19 protein-coding genes and 1 pseudogene are annotated in these 17838 nt (G+C 59.6%); 14 read left to right on the top strand and 6 right to left on the bottom strand.

Features of this window, described 5'->3' with window-relative positions:
* The first annotated feature begins 6 nt into the window (after window positions 1-6).
* The 8 genes and pseudogenes from N2599_RS27505 to N2599_RS27470 all read left to right on the top strand — a co-directional run bounded on the left by N2599_RS27505 (window position 7) and on the right by N2599_RS27470 (window position 6997).
* Window positions 7-921 (top strand): ABC transporter permease, encoded by a 915-nt coding sequence (locus tag N2599_RS27505; protein WP_027509523.1) that lies wholly within the window; start codon window positions 7-9, stop codon window positions 919-921.
* On the top strand, window positions 914-2533 hold the full coding sequence (locus tag N2599_RS27500) for a dipeptide ABC transporter ATP-binding protein (protein WP_027509524.1): 1620 nt from the start codon (window positions 914-916) through the stop codon (window positions 2531-2533). Before N2599_RS27505 ends, N2599_RS27500 begins: the two co-directional genes overlap by 8 nt.
* Before the next feature lie 25 nt (window positions 2534-2558).
* Window positions 2559-3449 (top strand): dihydrodipicolinate synthase family protein, encoded by an 891-nt coding sequence (locus N2599_RS27495; RefSeq protein WP_027509525.1) that lies wholly within the window; start codon window positions 2559-2561, stop codon window positions 3447-3449.
* Window positions 3450-3538: 89 nt separating this feature from the next.
* A pseudogene (locus N2599_RS27490) lies at window positions 3539-3637 on the top strand (transposase); the annotation flags it as partial.
* An 895-nt stretch (window positions 3638-4532) separates the two neighbouring features.
* Window positions 4533-5093 carry an FMN reductase gene (gene msuE / locus N2599_RS27485; RefSeq protein ID WP_027509526.1) on the top strand — a complete coding sequence of 187 codons (561 nt, stop codon included), beginning with the start codon at window positions 4533-4535 and terminating at the stop codon, window positions 5091-5093.
* 121 nt (window positions 5094-5214) lie between these two features.
* On the top strand, window positions 5215-5796 hold the full coding sequence (locus N2599_RS27480; protein ID WP_027509527.1) for an RBBP9/YdeN family alpha/beta hydrolase: 582 nt from the start codon (window positions 5215-5217) through the stop codon (window positions 5794-5796).
* A gap of 104 nt (window positions 5797-5900) precedes the next feature.
* The gene (locus N2599_RS27475) at window positions 5901-6560 is read left to right on the top strand and encodes a peroxiredoxin (RefSeq protein WP_027509528.1); all 660 of its coding nucleotides are present in this window, start codon (window positions 5901-5903) and stop codon (window positions 6558-6560) included.
* Window positions 6561-6667: 107 nt separating this feature from the next.
* The gene (locus tag N2599_RS27470; RefSeq protein WP_260308487.1) at window positions 6668-6997 is read left to right on the top strand and encodes a hypothetical protein; all 330 of its coding nucleotides are present in this window, start codon (window positions 6668-6670) and stop codon (window positions 6995-6997) included.
* Here N2599_RS27470 and N2599_RS27465 read toward each other — a convergent pair.
* A complete protein-coding gene (locus tag N2599_RS27465; protein ID WP_027509530.1) occupies window positions 6937-7773 on the bottom strand; it encodes a crotonase/enoyl-CoA hydratase family protein in 837 nt (278 codons plus the stop codon). The two genes, N2599_RS27470 and N2599_RS27465, sit on opposite strands and share 61 nt — an antisense overlap.
* Before the next feature lie 86 nt (window positions 7774-7859).
* Between N2599_RS27465 and N2599_RS27460 the strand changes: the two genes are divergently transcribed.
* The 3 genes from N2599_RS27460 to N2599_RS27450 all read left to right on the top strand — a co-directional run bounded on the left by N2599_RS27460 (window position 7860) and on the right by N2599_RS27450 (window position 9423).
* Window positions 7860-8444: a TetR/AcrR family transcriptional regulator gene (locus N2599_RS27460; RefSeq protein ID WP_027509531.1), complete on the top strand. Its 585-nt coding sequence runs from the start codon at window positions 7860-7862 to the stop codon at window positions 8442-8444.
* Window positions 8445-8776: 332 nt separating this feature from the next.
* Window positions 8777-9019 (top strand): type II toxin-antitoxin system VapB family antitoxin, encoded by a 243-nt coding sequence (locus tag N2599_RS27455; protein ID WP_027509532.1) that lies wholly within the window; start codon window positions 8777-8779, stop codon window positions 9017-9019.
* Window positions 9019-9423 carry a type II toxin-antitoxin system VapC family toxin gene (locus N2599_RS27450; RefSeq protein ID WP_027509533.1) on the top strand — a complete coding sequence of 135 codons (405 nt, stop codon included), beginning with the start codon at window positions 9019-9021 and terminating at the stop codon, window positions 9421-9423. The genes N2599_RS27455 and N2599_RS27450 overlap by 1 nt, the downstream gene beginning before the upstream one ends.
* A 64-nt stretch (window positions 9424-9487) precedes the next feature.
* Here the strand turns inward: N2599_RS27450 and N2599_RS27445 are convergent, their stop codons facing one another.
* The 4 genes from N2599_RS27445 to N2599_RS27430 all read right to left on the bottom strand — a co-directional run bounded on the left by N2599_RS27445 (window position 9488) and on the right by N2599_RS27430 (window position 13661).
* On the bottom strand, window positions 9488-10240 hold the full coding sequence (locus N2599_RS27445; RefSeq protein WP_027509534.1) for an ABC transporter ATP-binding protein: 753 nt from the start codon (window positions 10238-10240) through the stop codon (window positions 9488-9490).
* On the bottom strand, window positions 10234-11301 hold the full coding sequence (locus tag N2599_RS27440; protein WP_027509535.1) for a FecCD family ABC transporter permease: 1068 nt from the start codon (window positions 11299-11301) through the stop codon (window positions 10234-10236). The genes N2599_RS27445 and N2599_RS27440 overlap by 7 nt, the downstream gene beginning before the upstream one ends.
* On the bottom strand, window positions 11301-12437 hold the full coding sequence (locus tag N2599_RS27435; RefSeq protein ID WP_027509536.1) for an ABC transporter substrate-binding protein: 1137 nt from the start codon (window positions 12435-12437) through the stop codon (window positions 11301-11303). Before N2599_RS27435 ends, N2599_RS27440 begins: the two co-directional genes overlap by 1 nt.
* Window positions 12438-12530: 93 nt before the next feature.
* Entirely contained in the window at window positions 12531-13661 is a 1131-nt protein-coding gene (locus N2599_RS27430) for an ABC transporter substrate-binding protein (protein ID WP_027509537.1), read from the bottom strand.
* 110 nt (window positions 13662-13771) lie between these two features.
* Here N2599_RS27430 and N2599_RS27425 point away from each other — a divergent pair, with 110 nt between their 5' ends.
* Window positions 13772-14578: a class I SAM-dependent methyltransferase gene (locus tag N2599_RS27425; protein ID WP_375714137.1), complete on the top strand. Its 807-nt coding sequence runs from the start codon at window positions 13772-13774 to the stop codon at window positions 14576-14578.
* A 136-nt stretch (window positions 14579-14714) separates the two neighbouring features.
* Complete coding sequence (locus N2599_RS27420; protein ID WP_027509539.1) at window positions 14715-15650, top strand: LysR family transcriptional regulator; 936 nt, start codon at window positions 14715-14717, stop codon at window positions 15648-15650.
* Here the strand turns inward: N2599_RS27420 and N2599_RS27415 are convergent.
* Window positions 15601-16338, bottom strand: coding sequence for an SDR family oxidoreductase (locus N2599_RS27415; RefSeq protein WP_027509540.1), 738 nt, complete (start codon window positions 16336-16338; stop codon window positions 15601-15603). The two genes, N2599_RS27420 and N2599_RS27415, sit on opposite strands and share 50 nt — an antisense overlap.
* Window positions 16339-16773: 435 nt before the next feature.
* Here N2599_RS27415 and N2599_RS27410 point away from each other — a divergent pair, with 435 nt between their 5' ends.
* Complete coding sequence (locus N2599_RS27410) at window positions 16774-17766, top strand: AraC family transcriptional regulator (RefSeq protein WP_244914887.1); 993 nt, start codon at window positions 16774-16776, stop codon at window positions 17764-17766.
* Window positions 17767-17838 lie beyond the last annotated feature (72 nt).

Here is a 17838-nt window from a genome sequence, read left to right as displayed (position 1 = left end):
GCCTTCATGACCTTACAGACGACCATCACCGAAGAATCGCATTTTGCAAAACGCATGTTCCACATGCTGCTTGCCGACAAATTTGCGCTGTGTGCGGCGATCTTCCTGCTATTCATCATTGTCCTGGCTATCGTCGGGCCGAGCTGGCTCGGCGATCTTGCGACCAGGCAGAACCTTCGCGGCCGCAATGCTGCGCCCTTCGATTGGGAACGCGGCTGGGTCTGGTGGATGGGCGCGGATGCGCTCGGCCGACCGTTACTTGCCCGCATTATCGTCGCCACGCAGAACACGATGATGGTGGCGGCAGGGGCCGTTGTTCTCTCCGCTGTCGTCGGCACAGTGCTTGGGCTCATTGCGGGCTTCTCCTCGCAACGGGTCAATCAGGTGATCATGCGGCTTGCCGACGTCATCATGTCCTTCCCGTCTCTGCTGATCGCGGTAATCGTGCTCTATATTCTCGGCTCGTCGATTCTGAACCTGATGCTAGTGCTGTCGATCACCCGCATTCCGGTCTATCTCCGGACTACGAGGGCGGAAGTGCTGGAAATCCGCGAGCGCATGTTCGTGCAGGCCGCCTATGTGATGGGGGCGTCCTCGAAGCGCATCCTCTTCCGGCACATTTTGCCGGTCGTGCTGCCGACGCTGACAACGCTCGCCACGCTCGATTTCGCCTATGTCATGCTCGCCGAAAGCGCGCTGTCCTTCCTCGGCATCGGCATCCAGCCGCCGGAAATCACCTGGGGCCTGATGATCTCGCAGGGGCGGCAATATCTCACCAATGCCTGGTGGCTGTCGTTCTGGCCTGGCCTCGCGATCATCCTCACCACCATGTCGCTAAACCTCCTATCGAACTGGCTGCGCATCGCGCTCGATCCGGTGCAGCGCTGGCGCCTCGAAATGAAGGGTCGCAAGAATGGCTGACCATCTCCTCGAAGTCCGCAATCTCTCGGTCGAGTTCCACACAGCGATGGGCGTGGTGAAGGCGGTTCGTGACATGTCCTACCACCTCGATCGCGGCGAGACGCTGGCGATCCTCGGCGAGAGCGGTTCCGGCAAGTCGGTCTCGTCATCGGCGATCATGAACCTCATCGACATGCCGCCCGGCCGTATCAGCTCCGGGGAGATCCTGCTCGACGGCGTCGACCTTCTGAAAATGCCGGCGCATCAGCGGCGCGAGGTAAACGGGCGCCGCATCGCCATGATCTTCCAGGATCCGCTGAGCCATCTCAACCCGGTCTACACCGTCGGCTGGCAGATCCGCGAAGCGCTGACTACGCATGGAACCAGCTCCGCCAAGGCTCGGGCCGAAGCCCTGCGACTCATGACGCGTGTCGGCATTCCGGACCCCGAGCACTCGCTCGACAAGTATCCGCATGAATTCTCCGGCGGCCAGCGCCAGCGCGTCATGATCGCCATGGCCCTGGCGCTTCGGCCCGACCTCCTGATTGCAGACGAGCCGACAACGGCACTCGATGTGACCGTGCAGGCGGAAGTTCTCGCCCTGCTCGAGGAGTTGCAGGAAGAGACCGGCATGGCCGTGTTGATCATCACCCACGATCTCGGCGTCGTTTCCGAGATCGCCGACCGTGTCGTAGTCATGGAGAAGGGCGTACTGGTCGAAGCCGGTACGGTCCGCGAGGTCTACAAGAACCCGCAGCATCCCTATACGAAGAAGCTAATCGCCGCCGCGCCCGGCAAGGGCGTTATGCACGAACCGGCAGCACGTGTCGAACCCGTTCTCTCCGTCCGCGACGTGCGCAAGCGCTACGGCTCCTTCGAGGCCCTCAAGGGCGTTTCCTTCGATTTGATGGCCGGGGAAACGATGGCTATCGTCGGCGAGAGCGGCTCCGGCAAATCCACGCTCGCCCGCATCCTGCTGCGCCTCGATGAGCCAGACAGCGGCAGCGCGCTCTGGAAGGGCCATGACCTCTTCACGATGTCGCCCTCCGAACTCTACAAGCTGCGCCGCGATTTGCAGATGGTTTTCCAGGATCCGACTCAATCGCTCAATCCGCGCATGACCGTGTATCAGCTGATTTCCGAGGCCTGGATCATCCATCCGGAGATTCTGCCCAAGGCGAAATGGCGCGCGCGCGTGTCCGAACTGCTGGTGCAGGTTGGCCTCGGCCCCGAACATATGGGGCGGTATCCGCACCAGTTCTCCGGTGGTCAGCGCCAGCGCATCGCCATTGCCCGGGCACTCGCGCTCGAACCGCAGCTCATCATCTGCGACGAGGCCGTGTCGGCGCTCGACGTCTCGGTGCAGGCGCAGGTCATCGCGCTGCTCGACAAACTGCGCAAGGAGATGGGCATCGCCTTCATCTTCATCGCCCACGACCTGCCGGTCGTGCGCGATTTCGCCGACCATGTCATGGTCATGCAGAAGGGCAACGTTGTCGAAGCCGGCACTGTGCGCGAGGTCTTCGACACGCCGCGGCAGGACTATACACGCGCCCTTCTCGCCGCTGGCCTCGACCCCGATCCCGACGTGCAGGCCGCCCATCGCGCCGCCCGCCTTGAACGCGCCTCCTGAGCGCTCCATTCAGAGGAACATTCCCATGACCAAACAAGCCTTTGTGGCCCTCGTGACCTGCTTCAACGAGGACGAGACCATTAACTGCCAGGCGACCCGCGCCCAGGTCCGCCGTCAGGTCAAGGCCGGCAACAACATCATGTGCGCCGGCACCAACGGCGATTTTTCCGCGCTCACCTTCGAGGAGAAGGTGCACCTGACGGAAGAAGTGGTCGATGAGGTTGGCGGCCGCGTCAAGGTGATCGTCAATGCCGGCATGCCGGCGACCTTCGAAACGGTGAAGTTGGCGCGCGAATTCGATCGCATTGGCGTTGACGGCATCGCCGTCATCACACCCTTCTTCATTGCCTGCACGCAGGACGGCCTCATTCGCCATTTCTCGACCGTCGCCGATGCGGTGAAAACCCCGGTCTATCTCTACGACATTCCGGCCCGAACGCAGAACCACATCGAGCCGGAGACCGCCCGCGTGCTGGCCGGCCACGGCAACATTGCCGGCATCAAGGATTCCGGCGGTGCCAAGGAAACGCTGGAAGCCTATCTTGCCGTCGCCAGGGATGTCGATGGCTTCAAGGTCTATTCGGGGCCGGACCAATTGGTGCTCTGGGCGCTGCAGAACGGCGCTGCGGGCTGCATTTCGGGCCTTGGCAACGCCATGCCTCACGTGCTCGCCGGCATCCTGAAGGCTGTCAATTCGGGCGACATTGCCGAAGCTGAACGTCAGCAGGCGACCTTCGCCGCCTTCCGCACGGACCTCTACGCGCTCGGCTTCCCGCCGGCGATGGTCAAGCGCGCCCTTTATTTGCAGGATGCCTCTGTCGGCGCCAGCCGCCAGCCCGCGCTGTTGCCGAACAAGGAACAGGACGCCGAAATTGCGGCAATCCTGCGCCGGTACAACCTCTCTAAAACCGAGTAAGGTTGGATCGCGCTGAGGTGAAAAGCAGATCGACAGCCTCCGGAAGTGCTGGACGAACTCAGTGATATGGCCACCGACGCGTCGGCTTTCACAAAAGCGAAAGAGCCGAAGAATTGGTCAGAGCGAAAGGGGCATGTCTCTTGTTCCTCCCGCCTTATAGTCCTGACCTCAACCCCATCGAAAACGCATAAGCCGGGAACCTCTGAAGGTGAGTTTCCGAGGGGAAACGCATATCCGCTCCCGCACTGGTCCTCTACGGAGCCTCGGGCGCCATGGCTCTATAACTTGCCTGCGACCTGGGCGGATCGCTGCACCACCATGGAGGCCCACGCCATCAAGGGCGGCCATTTTTTTCCCGGACTCCGCGCCGGGGGACGTTGCGGAACAAGTGGCTGCTTTTCTGAGCGGATATCCTCTTTCTGACATGGCAGGGTAAAGTCCGTTAGCGTCCTTCATATGGCTAGCTGCCATTGCCGATCCCAGACCTCCGATCCGATGTCTCTGGTCGCCAAGGACTTTTGAAATCTCTACCGCAACCTGCGGTGCCGATGACTGAACATCTATACGCCCGCCCGGGTCGCGACCTCGCCCATTGGAGCGCATGCCATCTTCGCCGATGCTATCGACGACAACTGCATCGTTCTACTCGGCCTTCGCTTCATACCTTTGATTGGCCGACCACGAACCCTCTATCTACCCGTGGCGACAGCGTTGAGCCTATTATCAGCATGAAGAGGCCGCACCATATACGCGCCGCCCGCCGCCGTGCGGAGGCATTTTTATGCCACAGCGCGCCAAGCGCGTCGTGCGGGCCTTGAAAGATAATGCCCGGCGCGGCACCGCAACGCGCCGGCGAAAAGAGTTCGCCGGTATGGCGCCGTCATAGAGGCCGCTCGGATTGAAGACGTCTACCCGGAGCTTCGTCTAATTCTTTGAATCCCGCCAGCAGGTTCATAGCAGCCGCTCAGACTCCAGCCAGAAAGAAATTTCCCGATTGCCCGTGACCGGAAATACTCATTCCTTTTATCTATTAATTTTATAGACAATAGTATGTTTCACCATTCGAATTGGAAAGGAAAACAGATGGCCGCACTGCGCCTGATTGGGATTGCCGGCAGCTTCAATCGCCCTTCGAAGACTTACGCGCTCGTTCAAGACGTTGCGGATCGTGCGGCGCAAAGATATGGCTTCGACCGTACCGTATATGATCTGCACGATGTCGGCCCATCGCTCGGCCCTGCGCTATGGCGAAAGGATCTGGACGATCAGGCGAAGGGCGTCATCGATGCGATCGTCAGCGCTGACGTGCTCGTCATCGGTTCGCCGACGTACAAAGGGTCCTATCCGGGTCTCTTCAAGCATTTGATCGACCTTATTGATCCCCACGAATTGCGCGCAAAGCCGATCATCATCACGGCAACCGGCGGCGGCGACCGGCATGCTCTGATGGTCGAGCATCAATTGCGACCGCTCTTCGGGTTCTTCATGTCGCACACTCTGCCGACAGCCTTATACGCATCGGATCGCGATTTTGCCGATTACAAGGTCTCGTCGGAGCCTCTCTCAAAGAGGATTAGCGAGGTTGTGAGCGAACTTGCGGCTTTCTTTCCCGTAGCCAATCCGGTTCTCGCGGCCGCCGAATAGCGTTCAGCGGCTTGATATCTTTTACCGGATACGGGGATGATCCGATGCAGACAAGCCTGCGCCCAGCCGCGAAATATTGGCGCGGCATTTCGAGTTGTGACTTGCGAAGGGGTGTATCGTGATGAGCAGGATACTCATTCTCCCCGGCCTCTTTGGATCAGGCGAGACGCACTGGCAGCACTATTGGCTGAAGGAGCATCCGGACAGCCGCCTCGTCGAACAGGACGATTGGGATAGGCCCCGTTTGCACGACTGGATGCTCAGACTTGAGGAGGCGCTAGCCGATGAGGACGATGCCTACATCGTTGCCCATAGTCTCGGTTGCGTTTTGGCCGCCCGGCTGGCAGGACGGCTATCGGCTCAGCGTGTCAAGGGTGCTCTTCTTGTTGCACCATGCGATCTGCCATCGACCGAAGCACTCCATCCCGGCCACCTGGACTTCGGCACGATGCCGACCAAGGCGCTACCCTTTCCAAGCATAGTCGTCGGCAGTCTCAACGACAGTTACATGAGCCTTGACCGGTTGACGATGTTTGCGCGCCTCTGGAAATCTGACCTCAGGAACATCGGATTGGGCGGACACATCAATGTTGCAAGCGGTTTCGGGCGCTGGCCGAGCGGATACGGTCTGCTTGCGACTTTGAAGAGCCGCTGCCGCCATCGGCGGAAGGTTGAACCTACACTACTGGTCACCAATGTTTGAAGCGTCCAACCGGATTCAAGCCGCTTGCCGTCGGTGACGATGAGCGTATATCGCTAGCGGGAAATAGAATTCAAACCGCAATCCAACGATAGAGGAACCGACCCATGAGCCTTCGTATCAACGATATTGCACCAGATTTCTCCGCCGAGACGACGCAGGGACCGATCCGTTTCCATGAGTGGATCGGCGACGGCTGGGCGGTGTTGTTCTCGCATCCGAAAAACTTCACGCCGGTCTGCACGACAGAACTCGGCGCAATGGCCGGACTCGAGCAGGAATTCAGCAAACGTGGCGTCAAGATCATCGGCATATCCGTCGATCCGGTCGAAAGCCACGGTAAGTGGAAGAGCGATATTAAGACGGCCACCGGATTCGATGTCGGCTATCCGCTGATCGGCGATAAGGATCTCAATGTTGCCAAGCTCTACGACATGCTGCCGGCTGGCGCAGGCGAGAGCTCCGAAGGTCGCACGCCTGCCGACAATGCCACCGTGCGTTCCGTCTTCATCATCGGCCCCGATAAGAAGATCAAGCTCATCCTCACTTATCCGATGACGACGGGCCGCAACTTCAACGAAATCTTGCGCGCCATCGACTCCATTCAGTTGACGGCCAAGCACCAGGTGGCGACGCCGGCAAACTGGCAGCTGGGCGAAGATGTGATCATAACGGCCGCTGTTTCGAACGAAGATGCGATTACGCGCTTCGGCTCCTTTGACACCGTCCTTCCATACCTGAGAAAGACGAGGCAGCCGGCCGGCTAATCGCAAGAGGTCACGCTCAAGCTGCAATTGATGTTCGGACGGCTGGATGGGGCTCAAGGGAGGGGCCCCATAGAGCCACCGCAATTGAAGTTTGGCGCCTCTAATGAATGGTGAGATGCGCCACCGTTCCTCTCGGCCAGCGACATTCGTCAGCCCGCCCCGCCATCCTCTTCGAATACTTCCGGAAGAGTGTGGGCGGAAATGGAGTCCACCACGACCCGGTGCCGCCAACCGACGATATCGCCAGCAGCATCAAGGAGAACCCGCACCTGCTATGCCTCGAGCGGCCGAAACTTGCAGTGCTGAATGTCGGCTTCGCGGCACCAGATCATCTTGACTGGACGGCCTTCCACTTCCTTGGACGGGGACACGGCGTCTACGGTGAAATCGGCTTCCGCCTTACGGCCGAAGCCGCCGCAGACCACGAACAGGGATAGTTCGGCTTGCGTCGCGCAATCCAGGCATCAAGCCCCTCGCGCAGATCGGCGGTTGGTGCCATACGGGCGAATTGTTCGCCCTCGATCAATAGCCCCTCCGCGATACTCAGGTTGATACCGCGCGTTACCGCCGTCAGAATACTCGCGGCTGCCAACGGGGAATGACGCATGATGCGTCGTGCGAGCTCATGCGCCGCAAGCCTCAGGTCGTCATGCGGGACCACCTGGTTGACCAGACCAAGTTCGAGGGCGCGCTGCGGCGAGAACGTGTCGCCCGTCAGCAGCAATTCGAGCGCACGCTTGCGTCCGGCCAACCTCGGCAGGCGCTGCGTTCCACCAAAGGTCGGCGGCATTCCGAGATTGATCTCGGGCTTGGCGAACAGGGCACGTTCGCTGGCGATGGCGAGCGGGACAGCCTCGGTGATCTCGCAGCCTCCGCCAAAGGCAAGGCCGTTGACAGCCGCGATGACGGGTTTGCGGAACGCTTCCAGTCTCGCCGTCAGTCGCTGCCCGCGGGTGACGAAATCGCGCATGGCGGCATCGCCGCCGCGCGCCACGCTTTCGGAGAATTCGTGGATATCGCCGCCTGCCGAGAACGCACGCTCGCCCGCGCCGGTCAGGATGACTGCACGAACCGAGTCGTCAATTTCTATGGCGTCGAGGATCGCGAGCAGTCGGTCGATCAGGGCGTAGTTGAGCGCGTTGAGTTTTTCGGGGCGATTGAGCGTGAGGGTGGCCACTCCATCGCGGCTCTCGATCAGAACAGTGTCGGTCATTCGGTTTCCTTTCCGGCATGCTGAACCCGCTGAACATGTCACCAGCCGACGCTTGTGTATATTCACTAGTCGGTATACATGATTGCATGGCCTCAGATACGATCCCGACGCGCGAACGCATTATCTCGGCGGCAGCCAAGCTGTTCTACAACGAGGGGATCAGAAGCGTCAGCGTCGATGCGGTGGCCGAGAAGGCGGGCGTCACGAAGCGTACCCTCTACTATCATTTCGCGAGCAAGGACGACCTCATAGGGGCCTATCTCGAAGCGCGCGACCAGCCCAATCTCGCTTTGTTCAAACGCTGGTTCGCGGAAACCGAGGGTGAACCGGCAGACAAGGTGGAAGGCATCTTTCGCAATCTTGCCCGCTCGGCACGCCACCCGAAATGGAAAGGCTGCGGTTTCCTGCGTACCGCAGCGGAACTCGCCAACATGCCCGGCCATCCCGCGATGAAAATCGGGACTGCCCACAAGAAGAAAGTCGAGGACTGGCTACGGGTCATTCTTGAGGCGGCAGGAATCGGGACAGGAGCGCCGCAACTTGCCCGACAGATCGTCCTCTTGCTGGATGGCTCGTTCGCCCTCGTTCTGTTACATCGCGATCCGGCATACATCGAAGCCGCGGGGGAAGCGGCCCGGTCGCTGATCCGTACCGCGAGCGCAGACAAGTAGTCGGACTTTCTAGACCGCCCTCGGGGCGAAAACCGGCATCACGCAGGATCGAGGGAACTTCCGCTCTTTGCTCGTTCCGATCGGCGAGTCGAAGAGTAAAGTTCCGCCCTCCCGCGCGGAAGCACGTCGGCTGTTCATGATTTGAACTTTCTACCGTATATCGGTTCCCTTTTAATGTTCAGGGGCCGGAATACGGATCGGAAGCGATCCGTGACTTAACTTCCGCTAAAAACGCCGGTCCGATTTCCGGAACCCCAATTCAGCACCTCTGTCCTAGTGAATGTAGATTAGATAATCTACATTCATTTTCAGTTTACCTACATGGAGGGTCCATGCCAATCAACGTCAACAATCCCGAAGCGGACACGCTTACGCGGAAGTTCGCGCATATGGCCGGCGTCAGTGTCACCGACGCGATCGTCATTGCCATGAAAGAGGCGATCGAACGCCGGCGGAAAGTCGAGACTCCGCTTCAGACCGCCGCCCGGCTCCGCGAAAAGCACGGGGTTACGCTCGGCTCTTCGGCGAGAAAACCGCTTTCACGCGAGGCTTTTGACAAAATGTGGGAAAACTGATGTTCGTCGATGCCTGCGCCATCATCGCGCTCCTCTCCGACGAGCCGGAGGCGGAGCGTGTTTCTGATGCTATTGTGGCCGCGAAGGACGCTTTCACGTCCCCGGTCGCAGTGATGGAGGCGGTGCTCGGCCTCGCCCGCCCCGACAAGTTCGGTCTCGTCGTGGCAGAGGTAGAGCCCATCGTAATCGAGTTCCTCGACGAACGCGGGATCGAAGTCCGCGATCTTCCGCCCGCGAGCGAAACGACCGGTCTCGCTCTTTCCGCTGCGCATCGCTATCGTTCGGGCCGCAGCGGCCTCAACCTTGGCGATTGCCTCCATTATGCCTGCGCAAAATACTTCGATGTACCCATTTTGGCTACGGCCGATGAGTTCAGACAGACAGATGCGCGCACCGTGCCCTGACACGCCCGTCTAAGTCGAGGGGCATGCATACATGACATCCATGGATGTCATGAAGCTCAGCTGCCTATATGGCGTTATCGACGATGACGAGCGCTCGTCCCTGTGAGCAGGTTTCGATGCGGGCCGCTACTTTGTAGATGTCGCGGAGCATTTCGGCCGTGATGACAGCCGATGTCTCGCCGCTGATCGCCATCGAACCGTCAGCAATCACGATCGTATTCTGACAGTAACGAAGAGCGTGGTTGAGGTCGTGGAGAGCGACCAGCACGATCATGCCCTTGCGTGCGGCCAGATCGGAGATGAAGGTAAGGACATCCACCTGGCGATGCAGATCGAGCGCCGAGGTCGGCTCATCCATGAGAAGAACCTCGGGCTGGCGCACGAGCGCCTGCGCCAGCGAGACCAACTGCCGCTGCCCGCCGGAGAGCTCTCCAAGCTCCCGGAACGCGAGATCCTCAATCCGCAGTGCTTTCAGGACGGCGTCGATTTCCGCGAGCTCATCGTCGTGAACGCGCCAGCCGCCGCCCTGCTTGGCCGACAATAGGATCGATTCATAGACCGTTAGCACCGCGTTGGCTCCGGTATCCTGCGGCATGTAGCACACCGTTCTCGGTCCGCGCTCCGTACCGGAGAGCTCGACAAGCCCCGGCCCGGGGATCAACGAGGCGATGCGTTTGAACAATGTCGATTTGCCCGCGGCATTGGGGCCGATCACCGCCGTCACGCTGCCGCTCTGGAGCAGGTCCGTACTAACGCTGGAAAGCACCGTCCTGCGGCCGTATGCGGCGCCGACGTCCTGAAGCGCAAGCGCTACCATGCGCGCCTCCGATTGCTGAATATGAGGACGAAGAAGAAGGGAACGCCGACCAGCGCGGTGATCACGCCGATCGGAAGGATCGCACCGGGAATGAGCATCTTGCTGACGACCGACGTCACCGACAGGAGAAGTGCGCCGCAGATGACGGCTCCAGGAAGGAAAAAGCGCTGGTCTTCTCCAACCAGCATGCGGGCGATGTGCGGTCCGACAAGCCCGACGAAGCCGATGGTGCCGACGAAGGAGACCGGAATTGCCGCAAGTAGGCTGACGATCATCATCGTCTGCAGCCGCAGCCGGCGGACGTTGACGCCCATGCTGGCCGCCTTGTCATCGCCGAGGCGAAGGGCAGTCAGCGCCCAGGCATCCTTCATGAAGAGAGGTACAGTGACGAGAAGTACGGCCCCGGTGAAATAGACCTTGGCCCAGGTGGCCTTCGTCAGGCTGCCCATGGTCCAGAAGACGACCGCCGCAAGCGCCTGTTCGGAGGCCAGATATTCGAGGAGGGAGAGGGCCGCGTTGAACGTGAAGACCAGGGCAATGCCGAGCAGTATGATGGTTTCGACGCTGACGCCGCGCATCGTTGACGCGAAGTGGATGAAGAGGGCCGCGACCATCGCCATCACGAAGGCATTAAGCGGCACCATGTATTCGATGGCGCCGGGAAACAGGGCCACACCGCCAACGAGCGCGAGAGCTGCGCCGAAACTGGCGGCCGCCGAAATGCCCAGCGTAAAGGGGCTTGCCAGCGGATTGGAGAGGATCGTCTGCATCTGCGCACCGGCGACCGAGAGCGAGGCGCCAACGGTGACCGCCATCAGCGCGATGGGCATGCGGATGTCCCAGATAACGACCCGCAATTGGTTTGCCACGTCGCCGGGGCTGAAGATTGCCGAGATCACCTCCGAAAGACCATAACGCGCCGGGCCAAGCGCCATGTCGGCCGCAACACTGAGGCACAGCGCGGCAACCAGTCCGCTGAGGATCAGGATTCTGCGTGCCGCAAGCGCGCGATATCGCTCGCGCCCCGCCGGTTCGATAAGTGTTTCTGTTGCCTCGGCCATCAGTTCGATCCTCGTTCCAGCGACACGAAATACCCAGGCTTGAAGGTGACTGGAAGGAACTTTTCGTGGAATTCCTTGAACGTCCGGTCGGGATCGAGATCGGCAAACAGCTCGGGATGAAACCACTTCGCGAACTGCTGGATCGGATAGAATTCGTATGGTGCGCCGTAGAATTGGTGCCACACGGCGTGAACCTGTCCGTTCTTGACAGCCTTCAGCGCCGGAAAGGGCGTGCGCGTCATCAGCTTTGCGAGCCTATCGCGTGCGAGCGACATATCCGCATTACGGCCCACCGGGACGAACTGGTTGATGTCGGATTCGGCTTTCCAGTTCGAGCCGGTGACAATCACATGTTCGGGATCGGACACGACGAGCTGTTCCGGGTTGAGATCGCCGAAGGTCGTGGCAAGGACATCGGATGCGATATTGTGGCCGCCGGCCTCTTCCACCATGGCACCGAAATTGACCGGTCCGAAGGTGCGGCAGCAGTTGTTCTCCCCGGAAATGCCCGGCGCCCGCTCGACAAACACGTTCGGGCGCTTCAGGTCCTTGATCTTTGCGAGCCTGTCGGCCACGCGGGCGATTTCAGCGCGCCGATAGGCAATGAATTCCTCGGCGCGATCTTCGGCGCCGAACAGTCGGCCGAGCAGTTCGATCGACGCCTCGGTGTTGCGAACCGGATCGAGGCGGAAATCGAGATACACGATTTTTATACCGGCGGCGGCTGCCTGTTCCTCGAAACCGCTTTCCTTGGCGGATTTTTCAGCTTCGAGGTTGAGGGTGATGACATCGGGTGAAAGGGCAATTGCAGCTTCGAGGCTGAATTCGCCCTGCGGCAGGTAACCGAAACGCGGCAGGTCGGTAATCTGCGGAAAGGCGTCGGCATAGGCTGCGTAGCTGTCTGGATCCTTCTTGATCAGATCATCACGCCAGCCGACGATCTGATCAAAGGTCTTGTCACCCTTGAGGGGGGCGATGACATGGATCTGGCGTGCCTCGCCAACGATGACGCGTTTTGCCGGCAGGTCGATCTCGAGCGTGCGGCCGGCAACATCGATGATCTCGGCTGCCATGGCGGGTGCCGAGACCAGGACAAGAAGGACGGCGGCGATGTGTCGGATTGCAGAAAACCGCATGGGGCGCTCCTATCGACGCGGAATTCGCATCGGCGACAGAAATGGGCGGGGGCCGGCGGTTCGCTTCAGCGCCGCCGGCCCGGTTACTCATGCTCACTCGTCCTTCAGCGAGACGAAATATCCCGGCTTGTAGTCAAGCGGCAGGAAGCGGGCGTGCAGTTCCTTGAAGGTTGCTTCGGGATCAAGATCGGCAAAGAGGTCCGGATGAAGCCACTTTGCGATCTCCTGGATAGCGACGAACTGGTAGGGATTGTTGTAGAACTGATGCCAGATCGCATGAACGTTATTGTCTGCGACGGCCTTGACGCCGGTGAAGGCGGGCCGCTTGGTCAGTGCTTCGAGCTTGCGATGAGCTTCCGTCAGATCCGCGCCATAGCCAACGCCAACCCAGTTGCCGCCAGGCACATACTTGTCCCAGTTGCCGCCGGTGACGATGATCTGATCCGGATTGGACGCGATGATCTGCTCCGGATTGACCGTTCCGAACGTGCCGGGGATGATGTCTTTGGCCATGTTGGTGCCGCCGGCAATTTCGACCATCTTGCCAAAGTTTTCGTTGCCGAAGGACATGCAGCAATCCTCGGAATAGCCGCCGGCGCGCTCGACGAAGACGACAGGCTTCGGCGGGTTGGCCTTTTGAAGCACATCGGTAACTTGGCGGATGCTGTCGGCGCGAAATTTGATGAAGTCTTCGGCGAGCGCTTCCTTGCCCATCAGCTTGCCCATGATGCGCATGCTGGGTTCGGTGTTTTCCATCGGCTTTTCGCGGAAGTCGACATAGACGAGCGGAATGCCGACTTTGCCGAGCTTTTCGATGTATCCGGCTTCTTCGGTCGCGGTTTTCGCGTCGATATTCATTAGGATCACGTCGGGCTTCAGCGCAACGGCCTGTTCGATATCGAAGGTGCCGTCCTTCATGCCGCCGAAAGTCGGCAACTTGGCGATTTCGGGATATTTCGCGAGATAGGCGTCGTAGGATTCAGGGTCGGCCTTTGGCAGGTCATCGCGCCAGCCGACGACATGTTGAAAGGGTGCCTCCCTATCGAGTGCCGCGAGAAAATAGATCTGCCGGCCCTCACCGAGGATCATGTGCTTGACCGGCGCATTCACCTCGACATCGCGCCCGGTGACGTCCTTGACGGTGATCATGTCGGCAAATGCCGGCCAGACCGCGGTGACGACAAGGCCCATTGCAAGAACGGCCGCTTTGCCTGTAATGCGCATTAATATTCACTCCGTGGAAAACTGAAATGCCGTCTATTATTTTATGAATGTAATCGTCAAGTTATATCTATTAGAACGATTTCAAATTGAGACTGACAGGGATGATGGCAATGGACGGACAAATGGCGGTCGGTGAGAATTACGGGCTTCGTGACGAGATCAAAGCCTACTGGTCGGCCCGGGCCGAGACTTTCGACCGGTCGCCGGGTCATGAAATTTTCAGCGAATCGGAACGGGAAGCCTGGCATCGGCTCATCGTGAAGCATCTTGGGCCGGGAGAGGGACGCCGTGCGCTCGATCTTGCGAGCGGCGCCGGCGTCATCTCCCATCTCATGGACGATCTCGGCTTCAAGGTGACCGGCCTCGACTGGGCCGAGCCGATGCTGGAGCGTGCCCGTGCCAAAGCCAATAGCCGTGGCCGCACGATCAGTTTCCATATGGCGGATGTCGAAAACACCATGGAGCCGGATAGAGCTTATGACGTCATCGTGACCCGCCATCTGGTGTGGACGCTGGTCGATCCGGAAAAGGCCTTTGCAGAATGGATACGTGTGCTGAAGCCTGGCGGGACGCTGCTGATCGTCGACGGCGATTTCGTCAGCGCCAGTTTTGCCGGGCGGCTGGTGAGGCGTGTGATGAAATTGCTCGAACGTGCCGGACTTCTGAAGGCCGATCCGATGCATGCGCCCGGCATGGCCGAGATCCATACGAGCATCCTGTCACGGGTCTACTTCTCAAAGGGCGCGCGGGCCGACCGCATCGCCGCGCTTCTGAAGAACGCCGGCTTCGAAGATGTCCGGATCGACGAAGACCTGCGGGACGTGCACAGAGCTCAGGCCCGCCACTGGAACTACCTCAAGGCGCTTTCGAGAGGCCTGCAGCACCGCTACGCGATAAGCGCATGCAAACCTCGATAATTCTTTGAGTTCGACGTGGGGATGGCTGGGCGTTGGTCCTTTATGTTCGAACAGGTTGACGGCAACACAAGCGGTGTGGCAAGCGTCGTCCCAGCGCTTTATGGTTATGCTGTGGCTCTGACACTTCGGTCCGTCGATGCATCCCAGATTCCTCAAGACATTCCTCGCAGTCGCCCGGCAACGAAATTTCACCCGGGCCGCCGAAGAAGTTCATCTCGCCCAATCGAGCGTGAGTGATCAGATCCAATCCCTGGAAGCTGAACTTGGCACGGCACTCTTTACCCGATCGAGGTCAGGTCTGGAACTGACGCAAGCAGGCCAGGTGTTAAGTTCCTATGCCGTAGACATACTGATGCTGTCAGACGAAGCCCGCGCCGCCGTAGCGGCGGTCTGTGTGCAAAACCCTGGGTCGGTAACGATCGGTGCGCTTGAGACGATCGCTTCGGTCAAGCTGCCAGGATGGCTGTCCGGATTTCAGCACCGTCATCCTGACATCAATATCAAGCTGAAGGTCGCCGGCAGCGGTGATCTGCGGCGAAAGCTCGAAGCGGGCGAAATCGATGCCGCCTTCTGCTTTGATCAAAGCGGCCCTGACGAACGTTTCGCCAAACGGGCAATTGCCGCAGAGCCATTGGTCCTCATTGCGCCTCCTGGATGTGAATTCGCAACGACGAAACCGGACTTGGCCACGCTCGCCTCGGCGAGCTTCGTGGCGACTGAAGCCGGATGCGTCTACCGGTATCTGTTCGAGAAGGCATTTGAAGAGGCAGGCGCAGCGGCACCGAGGATTGGAGCCGAAGTTGGCAGCATAGGCGCAATTGCACAGCTGGTGGCGGCGGGCGCGGGCCTAAGCCTGGTTCCGCGCCTTGCGGTCGTCGAGGCCCTTTGCCGCGGCGAAGTAAGTGAGGTGTCCTGGCCGGGCATGCAAGCAGTTTTGCTTGTCATGATCTGGCGGCGCAGACGTGTTCAGCCACCGGCCCTGAGATTGTTGCTGGCAGCCGCGAGCGATCGATTTGCGCCAGCTAAATCAGTCGATGCCCACCCTCGACATGCAATACCGTCCCTGTCGTGAAGCCATTGCCCATGAGAAAGCAGACAGCATCGGCGATATCGTCCGCCCGTCCCACGCGTCCGACCGGCAGCCGTTCTGCCATGGCGCTCAATGTGTCGTCCTTCTTGTCGCCGGCAACGACTGTCCAGATGGGTGTGTCGACCCAGCCGGGAGAGATTGCATTGACACGAATTGGTGCGAGTTCAACTGCAAGCGCCCGGACCAATCCTTCCAGCGCCGCATTGACGGCAGCGACAACCGATCCGCGTGCGGATGGACGATAGGCCGCGATACCGGAGGTGAAGGTAATTGAGCCGTTGGCGGAGAGCAGGGGGCCACCATGCTTTGCCAGCAGCAGCGGTCCGTAAATTTTGCTTTCGACGACCCTTTGCGCGGCCTTCAGATCGAGCGAAGGCAGCAGCTGATAGGCTCCTTCGATATCGGCGGCCGTGCTGACGATATGGTCCAACCGACCTATCCGCCGAAACAGATCGGCGACCTGATCCTCGTGTGCTATATCGATCGCGGCCGTGCGAAGCGCCTCGGGGTTCTGTAAATCCTCGCTGACGCGTCTCAGTTTATCGGCGTTCCGTCCGGCAATGACGACCTCCGCACCGGCGGCAAGAGAGCGTTTTGTCAGCGCCAGGCCCATTCCAGAACCGCCGCCGACAATCAAAATCCTTGAATTCGAAATTTCAGCCGTTGCCATGTCTCTACTCCTGCCCATGATCACTGCAGCCGAGGATTGGCAGAGAAGGTCAAAAAGAGAAAACGGGGAAAAGCGATAGCATCATCGGAAGCCCCGATGGAGCGCAAAAGGTATTTGGGATCCGATGTATGACCTGGCCAGGGCTCGTCGCACCTTCGAGATTGTCCGATGACAATCCAACGCCTAGCAGACATTCCATTCGTTCTCTGGATACAGCTCAATCGAGCCAGATATTTACGAAGACACTAATGTGTGCATAAAGTAATATTAATGCAAGCGCAGCCGCACAAGTCGGAGGAGACTTGTCAACCGGGGAGAATGGCGCATTCTTCGTGAATCTCTGTGCGGCGCAGCCGCCTATTCCTCCTCGGTCAAGGCATCGCCTAATCCTGGGCGGTTGCGTGTGACTGCTTCGGTTGTTTCGGGCCAGTTTAGATGATGACAGGCAACCTACACGCCTCCCGTTTCAGCATCTTCGAAGCCGATGTCGACGAACTGCGCGAACACTATGCCAATACTTTGAAGCCGGTCCAGGTTAGCCCGATCGACCGCAGCAGTACCATTTCCGTGGAAGATACCCATTTCTCCCTTGGAGATTTCGACATCTGGTCGGGCCTTTGCCGGTCTGGAATGGAAGTCAATTTCTCGGAGCCGCCGGACGCCTACGCGCTCTACGTTCCGATAGCGGGTGCGATGGAGATGGCTGGACGCGGGCATCAGCTCACGTCGACGCCCGGGACACTTCTGGCCGCAGACCTTTCAAAAGCCACCATACTGCGGCTGCATAACGAACGCAGCCACATCGGAATCGCTTTCAGCCGCCAGTCCGTCACCCGCCAGCTGAGCGAACTTCTTGATGCGCCGGTCACCCACGATATCGAGCTCTTTGCCGAGTACGATGCACATTCGGGTGCGGGTGCGAAACTCGCCGCGATGGTGCACCTGCTCTGGAACAATTTGATAAGCGAACCGGCGGGCGCCATCTCGGCGCGTTCCACGGAGTTCTTCTTCCGAACGATCATGGTCACGCTTCTCGAAAACGTGCCACATCGCTATTCGGCGTTGTTGGAACGCCCCGTGTCGCCTGCCATGCCAAGGCAGATGAAGCGGGCCATCGACTACATGATGGCCAACATCGCAAGGGCGGTAAGCGTCGAGGAGGTCGCGCGCGATGCAGGTGTCAGCACCCGCGCCCTCCAGGCCGCGTTCAAGCAATTCAAGAATACGACACCATTGAACTACCTCCGCCAGCTTCGCTTGGAGGGAGCGCGAAAAGACCTCCTTCTCGGCCACCAGGACAGCGTATCCATCTCCGATATCGCCCGGCAGTGGGGCTTTAGGCATGTCGGGCGCTTCTCCATCCTCTACCGGGAAACGTTCGGGGAAATGCCGACGGAGACGCGCCGGTTCGCAAGGGCAGGAAAGTGACGGCCAGGCAAATTCATCGGCTATCGAAATGTGACCGAGTGCTCACGGGGACCGCCCATCGAGATAGGGGTG

It is taken from the genome of Rhizobium sullae, from assembly GCF_025200715.1.
Classification (GTDB): domain Bacteria; phylum Pseudomonadota; class Alphaproteobacteria; order Rhizobiales; family Rhizobiaceae; genus Rhizobium; species Rhizobium sullae.
The sequence above is the reverse complement of the archived record's forward strand: the minus strand, read 5'-3'. Positions and strand labels throughout refer to the sequence as shown.

Coding starts and splice junctions, on each gene's coding strand:
- N2599_RS27480 (WP_027509527.1), top strand. CDS start 5,215: ATGAGCAGGATACTCATTCTCCCCGGCCTCTTTGGATCAGGCGAGACG.
- N2599_RS27440 (WP_027509535.1), bottom strand. CDS start 11,301: ATGGCCGAGGCAACAGAAACACTTATCGAACCGGCGGGGCGCGAGCGA.
- N2599_RS27415 (WP_027509540.1), bottom strand. CDS start 16,338: ATGGCAACGGCTGAAATTTCGAATTCAAGGATTTTGATTGTCGGCGGC.
- N2599_RS27435 (WP_027509536.1), bottom strand. CDS start 12,437: ATGCGGTTTTCTGCAATCCGACACATCGCCGCCGTCCTTCTTGTCCTG.
- N2599_RS27410 (WP_244914887.1), top strand. CDS start 16,774: ATGATGACAGGCAACCTACACGCCTCCCGTTTCAGCATCTTCGAAGCC.
- N2599_RS27445 (WP_027509534.1), bottom strand. CDS start 10,240: ATGGTAGCGCTTGCGCTTCAGGACGTCGGCGCCGCATACGGCCGCAGG.
- N2599_RS27450 (WP_027509533.1), top strand. CDS start 9,019: ATGTTCGTCGATGCCTGCGCCATCATCGCGCTCCTCTCCGACGAGCCG.
- msuE (WP_027509526.1), top strand. CDS start 4,533: ATGGCCGCACTGCGCCTGATTGGGATTGCCGGCAGCTTCAATCGCCCT.
- N2599_RS27475 (WP_027509528.1), top strand. CDS start 5,901: ATGAGCCTTCGTATCAACGATATTGCACCAGATTTCTCCGCCGAGACG.
- N2599_RS27420 (WP_027509539.1), top strand. CDS start 14,715: ATGCATCCCAGATTCCTCAAGACATTCCTCGCAGTCGCCCGGCAACGA.
- N2599_RS27465 (WP_027509530.1), bottom strand. CDS start 7,773: ATGACCGACACTGTTCTGATCGAGAGCCGCGATGGAGTGGCCACCCTC.
- N2599_RS27505 (WP_027509523.1), top strand. CDS start 7: ATGACCTTACAGACGACCATCACCGAAGAATCGCATTTTGCAAAACGC.
- N2599_RS27460 (WP_027509531.1), top strand. CDS start 7,860: ATGGCCTCAGATACGATCCCGACGCGCGAACGCATTATCTCGGCGGCA.
- N2599_RS27425 (WP_375714137.1), top strand. CDS start 13,772: ATGGACGGACAAATGGCGGTCGGTGAGAATTACGGGCTTCGTGACGAG.
- N2599_RS27455 (WP_027509532.1), top strand. CDS start 8,777: ATGCCAATCAACGTCAACAATCCCGAAGCGGACACGCTTACGCGGAAG.
- N2599_RS27430 (WP_027509537.1), bottom strand. CDS start 13,661: ATGCGCATTACAGGCAAAGCGGCCGTTCTTGCAATGGGCCTTGTCGTC.
- N2599_RS27495 (WP_027509525.1), top strand. CDS start 2,559: ATGACCAAACAAGCCTTTGTGGCCCTCGTGACCTGCTTCAACGAGGAC.
- N2599_RS27470 (WP_260308487.1), top strand. CDS start 6,668: ATGGTGAGATGCGCCACCGTTCCTCTCGGCCAGCGACATTCGTCAGCC.
- N2599_RS27500 (WP_027509524.1), top strand. CDS start 914: ATGGCTGACCATCTCCTCGAAGTCCGCAATCTCTCGGTCGAGTTCCAC.